Source organism: Verrucomicrobiota bacterium, assembly GCA_016871495.1.
Lineage (GTDB): Bacteria > Verrucomicrobiota > Verrucomicrobiia > Limisphaerales > VHDF01 > VHDF01.
Map to the genome: position 1 here is coordinate 1 of VHDF01000019.1, position 16,431 is coordinate 16,431.

The following is a 16,431-nucleotide window of genomic DNA, read 5'->3' on the forward strand; positions in this document are numbered from 1 at the left end:
CCTCGAGCACCTCAGCCAGGCTGGAATGTCCGGCCTGAAACCGCTCGAGCAAGATTCGCAGTTCTTCGCGCGTCACGAGCGCCATCGTGTCAGGCGTCCCCCCTCGCGGTCACGCCGGAAAGTGCCGGGCGGGGTTTCCGGCAAGGATGCGGCATGGGTCGCACCGAGCAGTCGAGCCCCGATCAACAACACCCCTAGGCCTGGCAATTTCTTCATGGTGGCGGACCGAACTATGCCCCGCAAATTTCCGTGCGTCAAAAGCTGCCCGCGCCTAGTCTGCGCCCGTGCCTAAGGAATCCTTCGCCGGGCCCGGGGACCGTCCGCCCGCGCTGACGGTGGTCATTCCCGTCTTCAACGAGGAAGACAACATCGTGCCTTTGGCCCGGGAAGTTCTCCATGCTTTGGAGCCTACGGGTGTTTCATTCGAGATTCTGTTCGTGGACGACGCGAGCCGGGACGGCACGCCCAACGCCCTTCGCCAGGCGGGCGCGCTCGACGCGCGCGTGCGCTGGGTCCGCCATGCGGCGAATGCCGGTCAGAGCGCCGCGCTTTGGACAGGCCTCCGCGCCTCCTCGTCGCTTTGGGTGGCAACCTTGGATGGCGACGGCCAGAATGATCCGGCGGATTTGCCCGTCATGATGAAGCGGCTCGAGCCAGTGGACATGGTCTGCGGGCATCGGGTCACACGCCAGGATTCCTGGCTGCGCCGCTGCTCCAGCCGCATCGCCTTTGGCGCGCGCGCCTGGATCCTGGGTTCAAGTTTTCGCGATACAGGGTGTGCCTTGCGCGTTTTCAGGAGGTCATGCGTGGAGTCGCTGTTCCCCTTCAACGGCATTCATCGCTTCCTGCCCATCCTGGTCGCTCGAAGCGGCGGGCGGGTGGAAGAAGTGCCGGTCGGACATCGCCCGCGCGCCTTTGGAGTTTCGAAGTACGGAGTTTGGAATCGCCTCTGGCGCGGGCTTTTCGATTTGGCGGGCGTTGCATGGTATCTGAAACGACGCCTGCCGGAACAACCCCTCGACCCGGGTTAGTCTCGCCGCAAGGATTGAAGCTGCAGCGAAGCAAACGGGCCGCTCCGGTCCGGACGCCGCGCTCCTCCGCCGGACCGCGCCGTTCACGGCGCTTCCGCGTCGCCCAATCCCAACCCGCAGAATCCCACCCACCGTGCTGCCTGCCAACGGTGCCATCCTTCGCTCTCGCGCCAAAACAAACGCAACGAACGCGCCACCCGCGATTGCATACACACCCTGATGCGGCGTGAACGCCGCGCTCCGCAAAGCAAATTGTCCATGAACCGGATCACCATCGATCGAACCTTCGATCTATGAACCACGAGGTCATGCTCCGTTTCGTTGGCTTTGTCCTTCGCGCAAGAGGGACACGTTCGGAGCGCGGCTGTGCTGAAAGCCAGCCGCAGCGGGTGGTGGTTTCGACGCGGGAGGAACAATCGACGAGCCTATGCCAGCCAACGTTGCTGCGGCTGATCCTTCGGACACAGCCGCGCTCCTCCCGGACCGCGCCGTTCACGGCGCTTCCGCGTCGCCCAATCCCGACCCGCAGAATCCCACCCACCGCGCCGCCCGCCAAGGGAGCCATCGTTCTCCCTCGCACGAAACCAACCGCATCGAACGCGCCATGCCCGCTTGCACACACACCCTGATACGGCGTGAACGCCGCGCTCCGCCCCGGACCAACCTCAAAAGCGGTCTTCAACTCAAGACCGGTCCCTATTTCAGCGGACGCCGGCGGCCCGCGCTTTGATCCCAGGCCGGATCCAAGGCGGCGCGTTCCCATCCCTTGGGCAACGGACGTCCCAGGAATTCCCTGGGACCGGGGCGGACGCGGCTCATGAAGAAACTTCCGGGAAACTGCCGCAATCCGGAGCTGATTTCGACATCCGTAGGCAAGGGCTCCATCTCCACGCGAACCTCCTCGGCGTTGCGTCCGGCCCAAAGCTGGAACATGGGAAAGCCTTCCACGACCAAGCCACCTTCAAGCTTTCTCCATTTCGAGCGGCTCAAACTGTGCGCTCCATTTTCGATTGTCAGGACGAGCGCTCCGCCTTGAGGTTCCAGCGAGAGCATGATCGAAGTCACCGCTGATGTCACATGCCAGACCCATCAAACCGGCTGCAGGATCGGTTTGGGCGCGGAGTCTAAGCTTGGTTGAAGCCAGCGACATGGACACCGCGGCCAGGGTGGCAAGAGCGCATCGACGTTGCATAGGGCCGCCACTTTCCAGAACTGGTGGGAAATGTCGAGCCAGGCCCCGCGACATCAAAACCTCGTCGCACGCTGTCGTGGACCAAGATGATCGAGGATCACATCCGAATCAAAACTCTGGGCCTCCCCTTGCGGATCGAACGCGCCCATAGGATGGGGGTGTCGGGTGTGTGCAACTCGAGCATCAGGAGGGATCCCATACCAACCACCCGGGCAAGCCGCTCGAAAACGTGAGGATCAGTTTCGCGGAGTTGCTGCAGGGGGCTCGAAGCGAAAGACCGTTTCTCCGGTTCGCGCGTAGCCCAAGCGCTCCCTGGCCATCCGTTCGATGGTTCTCGGGTCTTTGCTGGCGGCCTCGATGGAAGACCTCAATCTCCGAGTCAACTCCTCTTCCTTCCGCAGTTCCCGGTCAATTTCCATGACCTTGGCGCGCAAACTTTGCTGCCGTTCGAACAACGGATAATACCACACCCCGACCCCAATGGCGCCCGCAATCACGAGGAGAAGGATGATCGCATGGGTCATCCTGTTCCAAATGCCAGGCTCAAAATTCATGCTGCGCAGGAAGGTCTCCGGCGTGGGGAACTAGGGCTGTGCATTCGCCGTGGCGTGTCTGGTCGCCGCTCGCTGCTTCCGGATTTCCTTCCGAATCTGATGCAATCCCCTGTAGCCCACGAGCTTCCGGTGCTTCTCGTCCCAGAGCCGAAAGGTCAGCGACTTCAAGCTCGAAAGCAAGGTGATGGGTTTGACCTGCTGGAACAAGGGGACGGATTCGTGACATCGCTCCAAATTGTAGTTCGGAATGCGGGGGCTCAGATGGTGAATGTGGTGGAAGCCGATATTCCCCGAGAACCACTGCAAGATCTTCGGAAGTTTGTAAAACGAGCTGCCCTGAAGGGCCGCCGCGGTGTAATCCCAATTCTCGGCCCTCTCCCAATACACATCCTCAAACTGATGCTGGACGTAGAACATCCAGATGCCGATGGCTCCCGCGGTCAAGGTCACGGTGATCTGGATCATCAGGTAATTGGCCCAACCGTAAATCAAGCCCAAAGCCAAAGCCAGGGCGGCTACCGCCAGATTGGTCAGCCACACGGAATGCCGCTCCCGATCCGGGGCATTGCGATTCGAGAATCGTTGATGAACGAGGAACAAAAACAGAGGCGCCAGCCCAAACAAAACGAGCGGATTTCGCGTAAAACGATACGCCATCTTCCGCCAGCGCGAAGATTCCATGTATTCCTGCACCGTCATCGTCCAGATGTCCCCGGTGCCTCTCCGATCCAAATCACCTGAAGTGGAATGATGGATGTTGTGCTCCCAACGCCAGTGAAAATAGGGCGTGAAGGTCAAGATTCCCAAGCATGACCCCAAGGCATCGTTTGCCTTGCGCGACTGAAAGAAGGAACCGTGGCCACAGTCATGGAAGAAGATGAAAATCCTCACCACTAACGCCCCCGCCAGCACCGCCAAAGGCAGTGCCAGCCAAGGAGATACCTGCACCGCAAAATACATCAACAACCACAGAAGGCCGTAAGGAACCGTCGTGTTCAGGACCTGCCACACGGCGCGGGGAATCGAGGACTTCTGAAACTTCACGACATCCTCTTTCCACCGGGTGGGAACCTGGCAAATGGTATTATTCATGATCAACAGTGCAAACCCGCATTCGGGCAACAAATCACACCCTCCCGCCCGCTCCACAAGCCTCAAAAGCCCTCGCAGAACAGTCGGTGCAGGCCGGACATCCAACCGCCGTAAACTCGCAGTTCGCTTCCGGCGGTGAATGGCATTTCGGAGAGCTTGGAGGAATTCCAGGCAGGATGCCAGCCCGAACGTTGAGGATGCTTGAAAATTTTCGGGCTCAATTCCGGGGCGTCGGCGGCAAGAAACGGCCGCTCTCAGGCCACGGAAACGAGATCGCGATCGCTTTGGGCAGCGCCCCACTCAAGGCGCACGGCCGTCGTCTCAAGCTCGACCGGGACTCTCTGGGCTACGCGATCAACCTCTGCCACTGATTGTCCCTCGCCTGACGCGCCGCTTTCAGAGCGCCACGGGCGACAAACTCCTTGTAATTGGCACCCGCAAGTTTGACTCCAGGCTCAGCATAACCTTCCTCGGCCAGCCGACGTTGAATTTCCTTGTCGAGAGATCGAATCCTGCTTCCGCCTCCCGTCAGCACAATGTTTTGCAACAGTTCCGCCACGCTGTCGGACGAAGCACGGCCAATCAAAACCTGCATCGATTCCAGAATTCGCTCCAGGAGCACCCCGCAAGCAAACTCAATTTGTTCGGTCACATCCAGTTTCCGCTTTTTTCCTCCCATCATGACCGTGGCCAGAGCCGGCGCCTCCGGCTTGCCCGCGAAAGAATGCTTCTCCTTCAACTCGCGCACCGCCATCGCCGAAAGCGAAAGATCCGGATAGGTTCTCTTGAGCGCTTCATACAACAGCGAGTCCACTTTGTCCCCTGCAAACGGAAAGCTGATCTGATCCTCACTCGTCGGGAAATAGCCCTGCACAAGGCAAATATCCGTCGTCCCCGCGCCGATATCCACAAACAGCGAATTCCGTACTGGATCCGCGTAGGTCGGATCCACCAATCGCCCTTCCTCCCGCCATCCCAGCGCCGCCAGGAAGGGTTCCGGCACCAGGATCACCCGATGGAAGAGCCCCTGCATGGCCTGGCGCACCCGTTCCCGGGCTTCTTCCCCGGCATTGGCCGGAATCCCGATCACCGCCCGAATCTCCACATTCCCTTCCACCCGGATCAACCCTCGCAAATGCCGCGCGAAATCCCGGGAAGCCTCCACGTCATGAATAATGCCATCCACCATCGGCTGCACCAACCGCAGATGCAGGCGGTGTTTCAACGCATCCTCCCCAAACAACACCTTCGCGTTCGCCGGCAGCAAGTCGTCCAGTAAACCCTCCCTCGCGTAACCCACCATGGTCGGAACCACGTGGTTCAACACCGGCTCGGTCATGCCGGCTGGACATCCAAACAGACAGGACTTGTTGGTGCCCCAATCCAGTCCCACCCAGAACGTGCAGGTCCTCGCCTCTTCCGGCATTTCAAGAATGGATACGGAGGATCCGCGGCGGATTTTCAAGTCGTCTTCCACGCTGTGGTGGCGTCCATTTTTGGCAGGAGGGGTCAGTGTCATCATAGGAATTGGGGGGTTGAGGTTGAAAGAAGGTTAAGCGGCGATAAGCCTGCGTTCGCCGCGCATCTCATCGCGTTCCGCGGAATTCAAGAAATCAATCATGCCTTCCACGTCGTCGAAGGGAATTCGCACAGGATCGTTCGGCTCGAAACTCGGTTCGGACTCGGCCGCCGCGATCGCAAAGGGAGTCAAGACCCCATTCGCCAGCGAACCTCGAATTTCTGCCACCAGCCGGTTGGAAAGTTCGGGGAGAATGTGCCGGGAGAACTGGCGCACCACGAGCGATTGTACCATCCATGCGTCGTCCACCCGCCTTTGCTCCTCCTTGAACATTTGTTCCAGTTTCGACCGCTTGACGCCCGGTTCCTGCCCGCTGAACTTCGTCCAGGTGGCAATACTTTGCCGCAAGTCTTGCTCCACGATGTGACGCGATTCCTGATGCTTGCCTTCGCGGTGCAAGACACACGCCTGCCGAAAGAGACTGACGACCCGCGACCAAGATTGATTCTCCAAAGTGGCTTCCATGAGTAAATCCGGAGTTGGCTGGTTCAGTGTCCGGACCTCAAGCACAGGCTGTGCCGGAAAATCAATCGTTGATGTTCAACGAGTTAGACGTGGTTACTTTCGGATCGTGGAGACCTATTTGCCGAGTCTCGGCAAATCATGCCCAGACCCCGGAGATCCTCCTGACGAAAGTGATCGTGTTCAAAGCCACGGTCCGGTAGTCTCCTCCACAAGCACTGATTGGTTATGACACAAACCCCTGTCAAAACACCCTTCTCCTTGCTCAGGACCCGCCGTCGATTCCTGCAAACGGCCTCCGTCGCCGCCTTCTCCGCGGCCTCTTGGAGCCGTGTTCGCGGAGCCAATGACCGAATCCGCGTCGGTTGTATTGGCGTCGGCCTGGTGGGACGCATCCACCTCCGGAATTTCCACGCCTCGCCAGGAGCCCAGGTTGCCGCCGTGTCCGAAGTGCACCAACCGCGTCTTGAAGCCGCCGCAGCGCTCGCGCCGGGATGCGCGCGTTATCCGGATTTCCGCCGATTACTCGACGATCGTTCGTTGGACGCCGTGATCATCAGCACCCCCGATCATTGGCATGCGCTCATGACCATGATGGCTTGCGCCGCGGGCAAAGACGTCTACGTGGAAAAGCCTTTGACGCTGTTCGTCCGCGAAGGCGAATGGATGAATCAAGTCGCCGGTCGCTTCAAGCGCGTCGTCCAAGTGGGCACACAACAACGTTCCGGGCCCCATTACCAGAAAGCCCGCGAGCTCGTTCGCTCCGGCCATCTCGGAAAGCTGGTCTCCGTTCAAATCAACTATTTTCGCAATGTCGCCCCCGGATTCGGCACCCCGGCGGACTCTTCCCCGCCCCCGGATCTTGATTGGGAACTGTTCCTCGGCCCGGCCCCCAAGCGCCCGTACAATCCCAACCGCGGCCTCTATCATTTTCGGTGGTTCTGGGATACCTCCGGCGGGCAAATGACCAACCTCGGCCAGCATTCCCTGGATGTGGTGCACTGGTTGGCCGGGGTCGACGGAGCCCGTGCAGTCACGAGTTCCGGCGGCCGCTTCTATCTCAAGGACAACTGTGAAGTGCCAGACACTCAGGACGCTTTGATCGAGTATCCGGACTTTCGCGCAGTCGTGCAATTCCGCGAATGCGCTGCTGGCGCTGGAGCCACCGGCATGGGCGGGGTCGAATTCCACGGCACCCGCGGCACCATGGTCCTGGGTCGGGACGGTTTTGAAATCACCGGTGATAAGAGGGAGAATCCCGTCAACATCGTCGCCCGCATCATTGGCGGACATCCCGTGGGAGGACCTCAGCCCGTTCCTGAGCCGGAGGGCGCGGCGACCCGCTGGACCGACCCTGTCCAAGACACCTCGGGCGATTGGAAAGATCAATACGTGCGGCACGCGCGTCATTTTCTCGATTGCATCCGTTCCCGCCAAACCCCCAACTCCGATTTGAAGAGCGGACACGAGATCGCGACCGTCTGTCACCTCGCCAACATTTCCCTCCGCACCGGACGAAAGATTCATTGGAACGCGAGCAAGCAGGACACCGTCGGCGATCGTGAAGCCTCCCGCATGCTTTTCCGGACGTACCGATCCCCGTGGGATCGCGAACTGCGCGCTCTTGGCATTCGGTTTTGACACCCCCACCGGACCCGCATCCATGCCGGCCCCCGTCATTCCCCATGCGCCGCGATCCGTGCGCCTTGGTCTTGGCATGCATTCCTTTGGCGAGCATTGGCGCGCCGCGAAAGACCGCCATCCCGCCGCTTCCTTTCACGACGCCCTCTCCTTCCTTCAGTATGCCCGGCGCGAAGGTGCGGACGGTGTTCAGGTAGCCTTGGGCTCACCCGATGCCAGTCTCGCCCGCGCCCTGCGCGCCGAACAGGACGAGCACGGCCTCTATCTTGAAGCGCAGACCCCGCTGCCCTTTTCAGAATCCGAGCTGCCCCGCTTTCGCCGCGATCTCGATTTCGCCGTGACGTGTGGAGCCCGAGTGGTTCGCACGGCCGCACTGAGTGGACGTCGCTACGAAACCTTTGCTTCGCTCGCGGACTACGAGCAATTCAAGGAGAGTTCCTGGCTGGCGCTTCAGCGGGCGGAACGGGAAGCGAAGAAAGCGGGGATTCTTCTCGCCATCGAGAACCACAAGGACTGGCTCGCGGACGAACTGGTTTCCTGGATATCCCAACTGGCCAGTGACCACGCCGGAGTTTGTGTGGATACCGGCAACAACATTGCCCTGCTGGAAGATCCCTACGAAGTCATCGATAAACTGGCGCCTTTTGCCACCTCCGTTCACCTCAAGGACATGGGGGTCAAAAAGAGCGGGGACGGATTCCTACTCTCCGAAGTTCCTCTGGGCGAGGGGACGCTGGATCTGGGCCGCGTGGCCGCGACTTTGTTGAAAGCCAATCCAAGACTGCGTTTGAATATCGAGATGATAACGCGGAATCCGCTTTCCGTGCCTTGCCTCCTCCCTCGCTACTGGGAGACCTTTCCCCGGCGTCCAGCCCGGGACTTGGCCCGTGCCCTCGGCGGGGTTGAACGTTGGCAGTCGAAGGAATCCCTGCCCTCGGTGGAAGGGCTTTCTTTCGAGGATCGGCTTCAATTTGAGGCTCGAAACGTTTCGCTTTGCCTCTCAAAAGGCCGCACCCTTTGGCGCGGCTAACTCGAATATCTCTGCCTTATGCTGCCTGGAATCAATCAATTCAAGTTGGACGGACGCGTCGCCCTCGTCACGGGGGGGTCCAAAGGTCTGGGTTTCGCCATGGCCTCAGGATTGGCTTCCGCGGGTGCCGATGTGATGATCGTGAGCCGCAATCTCTCCGAAGCCATGGCGGCCGCCAGCGAAATTCAACGCAACTATTCCCGGCGCGCTCTCGCGTTCGCCGCCGATGTCACTGACCCCGAGGAGGTCCGGGCCATGACGGACCGGACCCTCGAGGAAATGGGACGCCTGGATATCCTCATCAACAGCGCCGGCATCAATATTCGAGGCCCCATCGAGGACCTCACCCCCGAGCAATTCAACCAGGTCATGGCGGTCAATGTCACCGGCACCTGGCTCACCTGCCGGGAGGCGGTCCCTTATCTCAAACAATCACCGGCCGGCCGGATTATCAACATTTCCAGTGCTGTCGGACTGGTCGGACTGTCCGGAAGAACCCCCTACACCGCCAGCAAGGGCGCGGTCATTCAAATGACCCGGACGCTAGCTCTTGAACTCGCCGCCTCCGGTGTGACCGCCAACTCGATTTGTCCCGGACCCTTCTTGACGGACATGAACACCGCCATCGCCAATACCGAGGACGGCAAGCGTTTCGTGGTGGGCGCCACCGCGCTCAAGCGTTGGGCGCGTTTAGAAGAAATCCAGGGCGCCGCCATCTTCCTCGCCAGCGATGCCGCCAGCTACGTCACCGGCAGCGTTCTGACTGTGGACGGGGGGTGGACTGCGCAATAGGTGTTCTTAGATCCACCGGTCCATCCAATCTGCAAAGGACTCGCGTCGGCGCACGCGACGCAGCCCCGTCTCGTCGTGCCACCAAACGGGGGCCAGGCCGTGGGAAAATCGAGTTTCCCACGGCAAGTGATAAGCTCCCGCGTCCATCCAAACGAGCACGTCCCCCGGCCGCAAAGTTGCCGGGAGCGATTCTTGCCCCAATTTATCGAACGCCATGCAGGTGGGCCCGGAAACGATGGTTGGGAGAGTTCGCCCCGTCCGCCGTGGAAGACTCCACAAATCGTGCCTTTCCCAATTGGCCACCAGTGCGTGCAAGGTCTTGCCTCCATCGCAAAGGAGATGCCGCATGCCCCGGCGCTGCTTCCCATCCCGAATCGTCACGACCAGGACACCTGACCGCGCGGACGGAAACCGGCCGTGTTCCATCCACAATTCCTGCACCTGGGGAAACGCCCTCAACTCCTGATTCACCATCGAGGACCAGGATCGAAAATTGAACTTTCGGTCGAAGCGCCCGCCCTCGCGGGTATTGACGAAGGGCGGGGGAAATCCGCCCCCCAGGTCCACATAAACAGGACGCCATCCCAGTTCATCACAGAGCGCCGCCCCGCTTCGCAAGGCGTCCCGATACGCTTCGGGATTCGCGATGCTCGTTCGCAAATGAAAATGGATGCCTCCAAGCTCCAGGCCGTGCCGGCGCAGGAGCCGCGCCGCCCGACGCGCCTCGTCCAATCCCATCCCGAACTGGGTCGGCCAATCGGGCTGCTCCGGATCGTACTCCGGACCCAACAAGAGCCGCACCCCGACTCGCCAGCTCTGGCGCTTCGCTTGCGCTCCAAGCGCCTCAATTTCCCGAAGAGAATCGAAGTGAACCCGCTGCCCTTCCTCCGCCAGCGGACCCAGCCACCGGTGCTTCAAGGGACCGTTGACGAGGGTATGTTCCGTCTCGAATCCCGTCGCCCTCGCGAGGCGCAGTTCGAGTTCGCTGACAACTTCCGCGCCACCTCCCCAGGACTTCCACGCCTGCATGGCCTGCGGCAAGGGCTGGGTCTTACACGAGTACCAATGCCGCGCGGGAACGCTGAGGCGGCAGGAAAGGTTCTGCAACTCCGCCCATCCCTCGGCCAATGGCGCGCTCGAGAAGAGATAAAAAGGTGTGATCTCGGACTCCAGGACCTGGCGGATCAGAGGCCTCCAAAAGATCCGCCGTTGCTGGATATCGATGGAATCGCGTGACAAATTCATTCGGGTGCTGCGCGGACCAAGAGAACCTTCCGTTCGCACCTCAAATCAAGGTTCTTCGAAAAGAATGGCCACGCTCGGACACGCCCCGTACAATTCCGTTGCGATCGCTGCGGGGAGCGCGGAACGCCATGGGCTTTCACACCCGTTCCCGGGCGGGACCAGAACGTCGAGTGAAAACGCTTCAACTTTATCTGGTGCGGCAGGTGCTGGCGACACTCCTGCTCACCGTCGGCGTGTTCACCGGGGCCCTCCTCCTCGGCAACGTGCTCAAGGAAGTGCTGGCCATGCTCGTCAACGGCCAAGCCTCTCTGGCCGTTGTGGCCAAGGCCGTCGCTTTGCTGATTCCCTACGTGCTGGCCTACGCCCTGCCCATGGGCTTGTTGACGTCCATGCTCCTGGTCTTCGGGCGGCTCAGCGCGGATCAGGAACTCACCGCGGTCAAGGCCGGCGGCATCAGCCTGCTTAGCCTTGCCTCGCCTCTCATCCTCGGCGGTGCCGCGTTGAGCGTGCTGAGCGCGTGGGTAAACCTCGAACTCGCCCCAAAGTGCCGGGGCGCCTACAAGGACCTTTTCGAACAATTCGCGACCCGCAATCCAGGAGCCCTGATTCCGGAAGGACGCTTTGTTCGGGACATTCCCGGGCACCTCGTTTACGCCGGCAAGGTCCATGGCACCAATCTTTCCGACGTCCTTTTCTGCAAGTTCAAAGACGGTGAGAAGATACTCGATATCCGGGCGGAATCCGCCGTGATCCTTTACAATCCGGCGGCGCGCGAAGTTCGCTTCGAGTTCTCCAATGCCCAAGTCTTTCAGCGCATCGCCGACCTTCCCCAGCCGGATTCGGAAAATCCCGCCGACACCCACTCGACCCCGTCCACCGAGCCTCCGGCAGAAGGCGCGTTCACCGGCCCGCGCTGGCAGCCGGTCATGATCCCCGGCGTGTATGCCTCGGAGGAACCGATCCTGCTTCCCGAGAAATCAGGCCGAGGGCGGGAGCCCAAGATCAGCGAGCTTTCCTTCCAGGAGCTGATCCTCAAGCGGCGGGAACTCAGGCGGCTCGGCATTTCCGGGCTGACTCCGGTGGAAAAGAAGCTTCACTCTCAGATCGAAGTGCAAATGCACCGGCAAGCCGCTTACTCGTTCGCCTGTGTGGGCTTTACCCTCGTTGGGATCCCGCTGGGCATTCGCGTCCACCGGCGCGAAACGAGCGTCGGCGCCGCGCTCGCCGTCCTGCTCGTGCTGCTGTATTACGGACTCACCATCATCGGCCAATCGGTCCAGGATAAGAACGAACTGCTGGCCAAGGTGCTGCTCTGGACTCCCGACCTGCTTTTCCACTCCGCCGGAACTTTCATGCTCTGGCGTGCCAATCGCACGTCCTGAGCTCCCCCCTCTTTCCCAACGTATGCGATCAACACGGAAAACCTGGAACGAGAAGCTTCACCACAGCAAGGCGCACAAGGTGTGCCGCCTGGACCAAGCCTTTGCGGACCTTCCCGCCGGGTGCCAGATGCTGATTGCATCACCGCTGCTGGTGGATGCCTTTCTGCGCACCATCCCGCGCGGCAAATCGGTCAGCGTGCGCGAAATGCGAGCCTCCCTGGCGCGTGATCACAAGGCGGAGCACACGTGCCCGCTCACCACGGGCATTTTCCTCCGCATCGCGGCCGAAGCGGCCTGGGAACGCTTCCAAGCCGGAGAATCCCTCACCAAAGTCGCTCCCTTCTGGCGGGTCGTCGAACCCGGTTCCCCTCTCGCCAAGAAGCTCACCTGCGGCATGGAATTCATCAAACAGCAGCGGCGACTCGAAGGCATCGCCTGAATTCGAGCTTGTCCAATGGGCGCATGGGCAAATCGGCCACGGAATGGGCGATGCCCACGACGACGGAAGCCCGCTTTCAATCCCAAAGGGATGGTGTCCTCCAGCCCAAGGTTGCGAGGAACGAGCTATCCGGTGTATCCGCAAGTTGTCGGGGCGCGCCGTTCACGGCGCTTCCGCTCGGGCTAATCGGCCGCGGCGATCTCCTCCCGCTCCATGGCCCACCCTGGGTGGTGCCTTCGCCCTGGCAGCACCCTTGCCCGTTGAACTTGCCATACCCCTTTGAAGACACGCCTTGAAGCGGCGTGAACGCCGCGCCCCGGCGCTGCCGCGCGCATTACCGACAACCTGTGGATGCACGGCGAGCTACCTTGGTTCGCCGTTTAGAAATGAATTCAACAGCAACGCGTTTGTGGCTTTACGCCGCCAAACGGAAATAGGTTTTCGTCACAACCCCGTTGGGGTTGGTTTCCATTGGCGAACCGTGACCCAAGGTAGCTCGTTCCTCGCAACCTTGGGCTTCGGGACGGAATCCCGTTGGGATTCTTGAGGTGCTCGATATGTCTGTCCCTTAGTATTTTGTTACGTCACGCCTCAAGACCGCCTCGATGGCCGGCACCTGGACATCTTTAAAGCCCGCGATGAAAAACTTGATGCAGCACGACAACAACGCAAAATGAAACAACAACAATAAACCGCTCAGACTCCGTAACTCTCATACCCACATTTTCCAATTCACGCTGAACCAGGCCCAAGGCCCACTTTCCCCGCGAGGAACGAGTGGAGAGAGGAATGAGAAGAGAGGCAGCCCATCAAATCAGACCTCCTCTCCCCACCCCTCTCCTCCATCCGATGGAAGAGAGGGAGCTTGATGCAGCCTGGGCACGAAAAACTGAGGCGCCTTCGGGACTGGACAACACCCGGAGCCTGCGGCAAGTCTTTTGGGAACGATGCGGTCAGGAGCAGGCCGCCCAAGTTTCCCTTGGGAGCGCTCTTCGAGCTCGCCTTTCCGGGGCCGCCATTTCGGTTTGCGCCCGTAGCTCAGTTGGATAGAGCAACTGCCTTCTAAGCAGTAGGTCGCGCGTTCGATTCGCGCCGGGCGCGCCACGATCTCCATGCTCACCCTCGAACACCTCGCCAAACTCCTCCGCCGCCATCCTAACGCGCTCCACGCACCGGTCCGCAGTTTCTCAATCGGCCCGCGCTCCTTCGACTTCGACCGGCGCCCCGCGCTCATGGGAGTCATCAACCTCTCCCCCGACTCCTGGTACCGCGAAAGCGTTTGCCTTTCCGCCGAGGCGGCCATCCGCCGCGGACGCATTCTGTCCGCCCAGGGCGCCGATCTTATCGATCTCGGCGCCGAATCCACCCTGGCCCACGCCGCCCGCACGGACGAAGTCACGCAGATGGCCCGTTTGAGGAGCGTGATCGAAACGCTGGCCGCGGAGAAGATCCTGGTTTCGGTGGAAACTTACTCCATCGAAGTTGCCCGCCTGGCGCTTCAGGCCGGTGCGGCGGTGCTCAACTGGACCGGGAATGAAAGGGACGAAGACCTGTTCTCCCTCGCCGCCGGGTCGGGCGCCGCCGTCATCCTCTGCTTTGTCCAAGGCGCCAACCCGCGGGCGGTTGGAAATCTGAACCTCGTGTCCGATCCGGTGGGAGGGTTGCTTCGGCATTTTGAGCCGCGTGTCGACAAGGCCCGGTCCGCGGGGTTGCACCGGCTGTTCCTCGATCCCGGGCTCGGTTTTTACTACCGCAACTTGCAGGATAGCGTGGTGCGCATTCGCCACCAAATGCGGGTTTTCCTGGAGGCGTTTCGTCTCCGCGAATTGGGGTGCCCCCTTTGTCAGGCGCTGCCCCATGCGTTCGAGGTTTTTCAGGATGAAGTCCGCAGCGCGGAACCCTTTTTCGCCGTGCTGGCCGCGCTCGGTTCCACCCACTTGTTCCGCACCCACGAGATTCCCCGCACCCGTGCCGTGCTCGAAACCATGGGGCTCTATCTTCCGTCACAGGACGGACGAATCAAGGGCGCGGCTGCGGGAAAATCTGGTAGAGCAGGAAGTAAATCACGACGCCCGTGACCGAGACATACATCCAAATCGGCCAGGTGATGCGGGCGATCTTGCGGTGCTGGTCGAATCGCTCCTTCCATGCCTTCACCACGGTCACCAACACCAAAGGAACAATGACAATGGCGCCCACCAGATGGGTCAGAAGAATCGCCAGGTAGTAAGGTCGAAACCACGCGGGGTCGACGAACTTGGTGTGGGCCGCCCCGTGGACCCTCTGCATGCCGACGTGGTAGGTCACGTAACTCACGAGGAAGAGAGCGGACATCGTGAGCGCCCCGAGCATGCACCATCGATGCCGGACCCGGTCGCCTTTCTTGATGAACACGAATCCCGCGAGGAGGAAGACGCTCGCGAGCCCGTTCAGCAGGGCGTTGAGCGCGGGCATGTCCGTGAGTTGCATGGCATCCTATTCAAGGCGAGACCCGGACTCCTGGCGCAACCCCTCGATCAGGCGCATCAGACTCGATTCCGCCCCAGGCTCGAGTGTCTCCACGGTTCCTCGCACGTGTCCCTCACGATCCACCACGACCGAAATCGTGCTATGAATGAACAGATCCTCGGGACTCGACCGCTCGGATTCTTCCTTGTCCAGCGCGGTTAACCCCAGTCCTGCGATGGCGAGCTGGGACAGTTCCCGCTTCGTGCCCGTCAAAAACTCCCAGATGGAAGCGTGGGCGAAGGCTTTCTCGGCATAGCGGGAAAGGATCTCGGGCGTGTCGTATTCCGGATCGCTGGTCAGGCTGACGAGGCGCACGGATCCATCCTTCGGCAGACGGGATTGCAACTGCGTGAAGAACTGCGTCATGCGGGCACAGGGTCCTGGACACCGGGTGAAAATGATCTGCGCCACCCAGACACGTCCCTTCCAATGATCCAAATCCACCGCCGCGCCCAAGTGATTTGTGAGGGAAAACGAGGGGACCTGCTTGTAGACCGGCGGCGCCGCAGCCCGAGTTTCAAGCCCGTCCGCCGGCTTTCGTCGAGACATGACCGTCAAAAGAAAAATCACGACCGCCGCCAAGACCCCTCCGGTGGCCAGGATGACGAATGGAGACCTTCCTGACACGCTCACGGGGAGTAAGAGGTGATCATGACCAGCCTTCCAGGCCCGGAAGGGCGGAGGACTCACGGCCGAAGCCTATTCGAATCCGCCGGCGGCACCCGCCGAAGTCTTCGAATGTTCAGCCAGCCAGGCGTCAAACTTTTCCACGCTTACCACATCGAGAAATCCTTTCATCGAGTAGTGAGAGTTGCCGCACAATTGCGCGCAATTGATAAGATAACGCCCTTCTTTGGTGGGAACGAAATGGGTCGGAATGCTCATGCCGGGAATGGCGTCCTGCGTCACCCTCAACGGCAACACTTTGAAGGAGTGGATCACATCCATGGAGGTGATGTGTGCGATGACCGGCTTGTTCACGGGCACCGTGATCAGATTGATCGGAGGCACGACGTCGTCTTTGCCGTCAGGATCGTCCTTGACCAATCCGAGCGGATTGTCCGAGCTGACCAGGCGCTCGTCCTGCTTGCCGAACTTGCCGTCCTTGCCGGAATAACGCGAATTCCAGAGAAACTGCTGGGCCGTCACCCGAACCACCGTCGATTGACGCTCGTCCGGAAACTCGTCCGCCACCTTCGCCCACAGAGGCACCGCGAAACCAATCAGCAGGACCGCTTCCACCAGGGCGACGCCGACTTCCAGCCAGGTCGAAAAATGACTGCGCACTCCGACTGGATCAGCCTTGGGATTCCGGCTGCGGCGAAAACGGAAGAGCACGTAACAGAAGTAACCGGTCCAGCCGATGAACAGAACCAGCATGAGCCAGTGCACATAGATAATCAGCTTGTCCACGTCCTTGCCATGTTCGGAGGCCAGGATGGGCAGATGCAGCCATTTGCCGAGATCGATGAAGGAGAGCATGT

Annotated in this window: 16 protein-coding genes and 1 tRNA gene; 8 read left to right on the forward strand and 9 right to left on the reverse strand. The window is 60.6% G+C overall.

Annotated elements, in window-relative coordinates; all coding sequences use genetic code 11:
• Nucleotides 1-284: 284 nt before the first annotated feature.
• Nucleotides 285-1,031, forward strand: a complete 747-nt coding sequence (locus FJ404_06215) for a glycosyltransferase family 2 protein (GenBank protein ID MBM3822465.1) — start codon at nt 285-287, stop codon at nt 1,029-1,031.
• A gap of 696 nt (nt 1,032-1,727) precedes the next feature.
• On the opposite strand, the gene FJ404_06220 is transcribed toward FJ404_06215, so the two are convergent.
• The 5 genes from FJ404_06220 to FJ404_06240 form a co-directional block, all read right to left on the reverse strand.
• Nucleotides 1,728-2,084 (reverse strand): hypothetical protein, encoded by a 357-nt coding sequence (locus FJ404_06220; protein ID MBM3822466.1) that lies wholly within the window; start codon nt 2,082-2,084, stop codon nt 1,728-1,730.
• Nucleotides 2,085-2,459: 375 nt separating this feature from the next.
• Nucleotides 2,460-2,777, reverse strand: coding sequence for a septum formation initiator family protein (locus FJ404_06225; protein MBM3822467.1), 318 nt, complete (start codon nt 2,775-2,777; stop codon nt 2,460-2,462).
• Between the two features lie 30 nt (nt 2,778-2,807).
• The gene (locus FJ404_06230) at nt 2,808-3,869 is read right to left on the reverse strand and encodes a fatty acid desaturase (GenBank protein MBM3822468.1); all 1,062 of its coding nucleotides are present in this window, start codon (nt 3,867-3,869) and stop codon (nt 2,808-2,810) included.
• Nucleotides 3,870-4,215: 346 nt separating this feature from the next.
• Nucleotides 4,216-5,391, reverse strand: a complete 1,176-nt coding sequence (locus tag FJ404_06235) for a hypothetical protein (GenBank protein ID MBM3822469.1) — start codon at nt 5,389-5,391, stop codon at nt 4,216-4,218.
• Nucleotides 5,392-5,421: 30 nt separating this feature from the next.
• The gene (locus FJ404_06240; protein ID MBM3822470.1) at nt 5,422-5,913 is read right to left on the reverse strand and encodes a hypothetical protein; all 492 of its coding nucleotides are present in this window, start codon (nt 5,911-5,913) and stop codon (nt 5,422-5,424) included.
• A 225-nt stretch (nt 5,914-6,138) separates the two neighbouring features.
• Between FJ404_06240 and FJ404_06245 the strand changes: the two genes are divergently transcribed.
• The 3 genes from FJ404_06245 to FJ404_06255 are packed head-to-tail and all read left to right on the forward strand — an operon-like array spanning nt 6,139 to nt 9,373.
• Complete coding sequence (locus tag FJ404_06245; GenBank protein ID MBM3822471.1) at nt 6,139-7,551, forward strand: Gfo/Idh/MocA family oxidoreductase; 1,413 nt, start codon at nt 6,139-6,141, stop codon at nt 7,549-7,551.
• A 22-nt stretch (nt 7,552-7,573) separates the two neighbouring features.
• Nucleotides 7,574-8,581 carry a sugar phosphate isomerase/epimerase gene (locus tag FJ404_06250; GenBank protein MBM3822472.1) on the forward strand — a complete coding sequence of 336 codons (1,008 nt, stop codon included), beginning with the start codon at nt 7,574-7,576 and terminating at the stop codon, nt 8,579-8,581.
• A gap of 18 nt (nt 8,582-8,599) precedes the next feature.
• On the forward strand, nt 8,600-9,373 hold the full coding sequence (locus FJ404_06255; protein ID MBM3822473.1) for a 3-oxoacyl-ACP reductase FabG: 774 nt from the start codon (nt 8,600-8,602) through the stop codon (nt 9,371-9,373).
• A 6-nt stretch (nt 9,374-9,379) separates the two neighbouring features.
• Here the strand turns inward: FJ404_06255 and FJ404_06260 are convergent, their stop codons facing one another.
• Nucleotides 9,380-10,618, reverse strand: a complete 1,239-nt coding sequence (locus FJ404_06260; protein MBM3822474.1) for a hypothetical protein — start codon at nt 10,616-10,618, stop codon at nt 9,380-9,382.
• Between the two features lie 128 nt (nt 10,619-10,746).
• Here FJ404_06260 and FJ404_06265 point away from each other — a divergent pair, with 128 nt between their 5' ends.
• The 4 genes from FJ404_06265 (at nt 10,747) to FJ404_06280 (ending at nt 14,517) form a co-directional block, all read left to right on the forward strand.
• The gene (locus FJ404_06265; protein MBM3822475.1) at nt 10,747-12,000 is read left to right on the forward strand and encodes a YjgP/YjgQ family permease; all 1,254 of its coding nucleotides are present in this window, start codon (nt 10,747-10,749) and stop codon (nt 11,998-12,000) included.
• 22 nt (nt 12,001-12,022) lie between these two features.
• Complete coding sequence (locus FJ404_06270; GenBank protein ID MBM3822476.1) at nt 12,023-12,439, forward strand: hypothetical protein; 417 nt, start codon at nt 12,023-12,025, stop codon at nt 12,437-12,439.
• Between the two features lie 1,027 nt (nt 12,440-13,466).
• Nucleotides 13,467-13,543, forward strand: a tRNA-Arg gene (locus FJ404_06275).
• Between the two features lie 8 nt (nt 13,544-13,551).
• The gene (locus FJ404_06280; protein MBM3822477.1) at nt 13,552-14,517 is read left to right on the forward strand and encodes a dihydropteroate synthase; all 966 of its coding nucleotides are present in this window, start codon (nt 13,552-13,554) and stop codon (nt 14,515-14,517) included.
• Here the strand turns inward: FJ404_06280 and FJ404_06285 are convergent.
• From FJ404_06285 to FJ404_06295, 3 genes are all read right to left on the reverse strand, one after another.
• On the reverse strand, nt 14,459-14,908 hold the full coding sequence (locus tag FJ404_06285) for a DUF420 domain-containing protein (protein MBM3822478.1): 450 nt from the start codon (nt 14,906-14,908) through the stop codon (nt 14,459-14,461). The two genes, FJ404_06280 and FJ404_06285, sit on opposite strands and share 59 nt — an antisense overlap.
• Before the next feature lie 6 nt (nt 14,909-14,914).
• Complete coding sequence (locus tag FJ404_06290) at nt 14,915-15,580, reverse strand: SCO family protein (protein ID MBM3822479.1); 666 nt, start codon at nt 15,578-15,580, stop codon at nt 14,915-14,917.
• 66 nt (nt 15,581-15,646) lie between these two features.
• Complete coding sequence (locus FJ404_06295; GenBank protein MBM3822480.1) at nt 15,647-16,429, reverse strand: cytochrome c oxidase subunit II; 783 nt, start codon at nt 16,427-16,429, stop codon at nt 15,647-15,649.
• Between the last annotated feature and the right edge of the window lie 2 nt (nt 16,430-16,431).

What these genes read in the sequence shown, in the direction of transcription:
- FJ404_06250 (MBM3822472.1), top strand. Translation starts at nt 7,574, where the DNA reads ATGCCGGCCCCCGTCATTCCCCATGCGCCGCGATCCGTGCGCCTTGGT.
- FJ404_06220 (MBM3822466.1), bottom strand. Translation starts at nt 2,084, where the DNA reads ATGCTCTCGCTGGAACCTCAAGGCGGAGCGCTCGTCCTGACAATCGAA.
- FJ404_06295 (MBM3822480.1), bottom strand. Translation starts at nt 16,429, where the DNA reads ATGCTCTCCTTCATCGATCTCGGCAAATGGCTGCATCTGCCCATCCTG.
- FJ404_06240 (MBM3822470.1), bottom strand. Translation starts at nt 5,913, where the DNA reads ATGGAAGCCACTTTGGAGAATCAATCTTGGTCGCGGGTCGTCAGTCTC.
- FJ404_06270 (MBM3822476.1), top strand. Translation starts at nt 12,023, where the DNA reads ATGCGATCAACACGGAAAACCTGGAACGAGAAGCTTCACCACAGCAAG.
- FJ404_06225 (MBM3822467.1), bottom strand. Translation starts at nt 2,777, where the DNA reads ATGAATTTTGAGCCTGGCATTTGGAACAGGATGACCCATGCGATCATC.
- FJ404_06230 (MBM3822468.1), bottom strand. Translation starts at nt 3,869, where the DNA reads ATGAATAATACCATTTGCCAGGTTCCCACCCGGTGGAAAGAGGATGTC.
- FJ404_06280 (MBM3822477.1), top strand. Translation starts at nt 13,552, where the DNA reads ATGCTCACCCTCGAACACCTCGCCAAACTCCTCCGCCGCCATCCTAAC.
- FJ404_06235 (MBM3822469.1), bottom strand. Translation starts at nt 5,391, where the DNA reads ATGATGACACTGACCCCTCCTGCCAAAAATGGACGCCACCACAGCGTG.
- FJ404_06260 (MBM3822474.1), bottom strand. Translation starts at nt 10,618, where the DNA reads ATGAATTTGTCACGCGATTCCATCGATATCCAGCAACGGCGGATCTTT.
- FJ404_06265 (MBM3822475.1), top strand. Translation starts at nt 10,747, where the DNA reads ATGGGCTTTCACACCCGTTCCCGGGCGGGACCAGAACGTCGAGTGAAA.
- FJ404_06255 (MBM3822473.1), top strand. Translation starts at nt 8,600, where the DNA reads ATGCTGCCTGGAATCAATCAATTCAAGTTGGACGGACGCGTCGCCCTC.
- FJ404_06285 (MBM3822478.1), bottom strand. Translation starts at nt 14,908, where the DNA reads ATGCAACTCACGGACATGCCCGCGCTCAACGCCCTGCTGAACGGGCTC.
- FJ404_06245 (MBM3822471.1), top strand. Translation starts at nt 6,139, where the DNA reads ATGACACAAACCCCTGTCAAAACACCCTTCTCCTTGCTCAGGACCCGC.